3 protein-coding genes are annotated in these 3,045 nt (G+C 49.7%); all 3 read left to right on the top strand.

From position 1 onward, the window contains the following. The coding region (locus PKX57_RS11790; RefSeq protein ID WP_472417507.1) for an ROK family protein at positions 1 to 971 on the top strand (971 nt) is incomplete at its 5' end. A gap of 28 nt (positions 972 to 999) precedes the next feature. Then, on the top strand, positions 1,000 to 2,244 hold the full coding sequence (locus tag PKX57_RS11785) for an extracellular solute-binding protein (protein WP_213922149.1): 1,245 nt from the start codon (positions 1,000 to 1,002) through the stop codon (positions 2,242 to 2,244). 56 nt (positions 2,245 to 2,300) lie between these two features. After that, a partial coding sequence (locus PKX57_RS11780) for a carbohydrate ABC transporter permease (RefSeq protein WP_472417505.1) occupies positions 2,301 to 3,045 on the top strand: 745 nt, incomplete at its 3' end.

Below are 3,045 nucleotides of genomic sequence, written 5' to 3'. Positions count from 1 at the left end.
AAGGCGAGAGTTCACGTAAGGGTGGAAAAAAACCTATCCTTCTGTCTTTCGTTCCCGACTATAAGTACATAGTCGGCGTCGATGTTGGCGGTAACAAGCTGATCTCTATACTATCAGACCTTGATGGAAAAATAATCGAAAAAGCTAAGTTCTCCACGAAGTCTATTTCCGATGAAAAGGCCTTCTTCGAACTTGTAGAGAAGTCAGTGCTGGCGGTGATGAAAGTTCCGGTCTCAAAAGTTATGGGGATCGGGATCGGTGTTCCCGGAACTGTGGCTCCCGAGAGTGGAATGATCTTTTACATGCCCGCCTTCGGGCTCCGAAAAGTCAATTTGAAGAGTCACATCGAAGAGAGGTTCGAAGTCCCTACCTTCGTTTCGAACGACGTTACACTCAATGCCCTGGGAGAAATGTGGGCCGGAGCCGCGAAGGGCTGCAGAAACGTCTTTTTGACTGCCCTCGGTACGGGGACGGGCGCCGGATTGATAATAAACAACGAACTTTACGAAGGCACCAGCGGCATGGCCGGTGAAATAGGCTACATGATAACCGATTGGAGCAGGGAAAAGAACTTAAGTTTCGTCTTTGGAAGCCTGGAAAGCTGGTTTTCCGGATACGCCTTTGAAAAACTCCTTTCCGAGTTCGAAAACGAACCGACGGTTGCACAGATGTTCGACTATTCCGATATAAATCCCCGGTTCAAAGAGATAGTCACGGTCGCCTGTGAACACCTTAGCGTGGTGGTTGCGAACGTCATCACACTGCTGGATCCGGATGTTGTCGTCATAACGGGTGGAATCGGGTACAACCAATACGATAGGATACTCAGTCTAATAATGCCGGTACTAAAGAGGACCGTTCCCGGTGAAATACTCGAACGCGTGACATTCAAGCGCGGAGAACTCGGTGAGCTGGGCGTTTCGCTTGGAGCTGTCTGTAATGTTCAAAGAAAAGTCTTTATGGAAGTATGAGCTACATCACTATTTTGGAGGTGGGTAAATGAAAAAAGCACTATTGTTGTTGCTGGTTGTTTCCGTTATCTTCGCCGGTTTCGCCGGTGCAGTGAAGATAACTTTCTGGCAGTACTACTACGAAACGAAAGTGAAACTGGTTGATCAGTTGATCGAGGAGTTTGAAAAGCAGAATCCAGGGATCGAAGTAGAACAGGTTACTTTCCCCTACGAGAACTTCAACGAAAAAGTCGCTGTGTCGGTTCCTGCCGGAGTCGGACCGGATGTTCTCACCCTTTTCTACGGATGGATTCCACTTTACGTTACTTCTGGATACCTGGTTCCGCTTCCGGCGGCTGAATTCTCTGCTGAATACCTGAGCAGTGAATTCTTCCCGTTCGTGTCAAAAGGAATAGAGTTTGATGGTGCACCGTACGCTCTCCCGACTGCGGTAAGGGCTCTCGCGCTTTTCTGGAACAAGGATCTCTTCGTCGAAGCCGGCCTCGATCCAGAAACCCCGCCAACGACTTTCGCCGAGCTGGTCGATTACGCGAAAAAGCTTACCAAGTACGACGACAAGGGTAACATAATCCAGGAAGGTCTGACTATGCAGCCTTCCGGCCAGGGTCACCAGTGGATAAGAGAGGTTCTCGTCAGACAGGTAGGTGGAACGCCTTACACCGCTGACAACAGAACCGTTCTTTACCATCTGACAGCTCCGGAGGCCCTGAAGGTATACACCGACCTGATCACCAAGGACAAGGTTGGTTACCCAGGCTTCCTGAACGATGACGTTACGGCCTTCAGGTCTCTGAAAGCCGCGATGACTATCGACGGTTCTTTCAGACTCGGAACCTTCAGACCTCTCACCAATCTCAAGTGGGGAGTCACGGAACTTCCATCGATGAACGGCGTGAAGTCCAACTTCGCCTCTTTCTGGGCACACGCGATAACGACAAATGCGACCGGCGAAAAGCTGGACGCTTCGATCAAGTTCCTCAAGTTCATAACTTCCGAATACGCTCAGAAACTGTGGCTCGAGCAGGTGGGCGAACTTCCGGCCAACCCGAATGTTGCTGCCGCCTACTACGATCATCCTGAATACGGACCGTTCCTCAAGGGTCTCGAGTACGCCCACGCAACTTTCTTCGTTGACGAGACCGGACAGCGCCAGGTAATGATGGATGCCGTCGATAAGGTCTGGATACAGGGAATGGACCCCGTTAAGGCTTTCAAGGAAGCGGCCGAAGAAGATCAGGCAATAATCGACGAATTCTGGTCGAGAGTAGAGTAATTTGAAGAGCGGGTGGCCGTGGCGTCGCCACGGCCATTCTTTTTGGGGGTAAAATAATGAAGATAAGTCAGAAGAGGATCGTAACCGCATATGTTTTCCTGGCTGTCCCGCTGGTTTTCTATATAGTTGTCCGTTTCTATCCGATGATATATGCTTTCTGGTTGAGTTTCACCAACTGGAAGCTGGTTTCACCCAAACAAGATTTCGTCGGCTTCAGTAATTTCGTTAAACTCTTCAAAGACAAGGTGTTCATGACCTCGCTATGGAACACTATAAAGTACGTTCTGTTCGGTGTTCCACTCGTGATAGTCATTTCGCTCTTTCTGGCCGCGACACTCAACAGGGTGAAACATCTACAGTGGTTTTATCGCCTGCTTTACGTTATGCCGTACATCACACCACTGGTGGCGGTGAGCTGGGTCTGGAGATGGATCTACCAGAGACCGCCCGCGGGAATACTTAACAACCTTTTGATGGCCTTCGGTCTCGACGCGCAGCCTTTTCTGACCAGCATGAACCAGTCCCTGCCGGCCATAGTGGTAACAACGGTCTGGGTAAATTTGGGATACTGTATAATCATATTTCTTGCCGGATTGCAGACCATACCCCAGGAGTACATAGAGGCAGCCAAAATAGATGGGGCGACATCAAGACAGTCTTTCTTCAAAATCACCATACCTCTCCTTAGTCCGATCACCGTATTTCTCGTGGTTACACAGAGTATTACGTTCCTGAGGATCTTCACGCAGGTTTACAACATGACCGATCAGGGATCGGGAGGTCCTCTCAATGCGACCAAAC

Source organism: Mesotoga sp. (assembly GCF_035363035.1).
Lineage (GTDB): Bacteria > Thermotogota > Thermotogae > Petrotogales > Kosmotogaceae > Mesotoga.
Note: the sequence above shows the minus strand (reverse complement) of the source record. Positions and strands in the feature narration are given on the sequence as shown.

Excerpts from the sequence above, each read along its gene's own strand:
- PKX57_RS11785 (WP_213922149.1), top strand. The coding sequence starts at position 1,000 with ATGAAAAAAGCACTATTGTTGTTGCTGGTTGTTTCCGTTATCTTCGCC.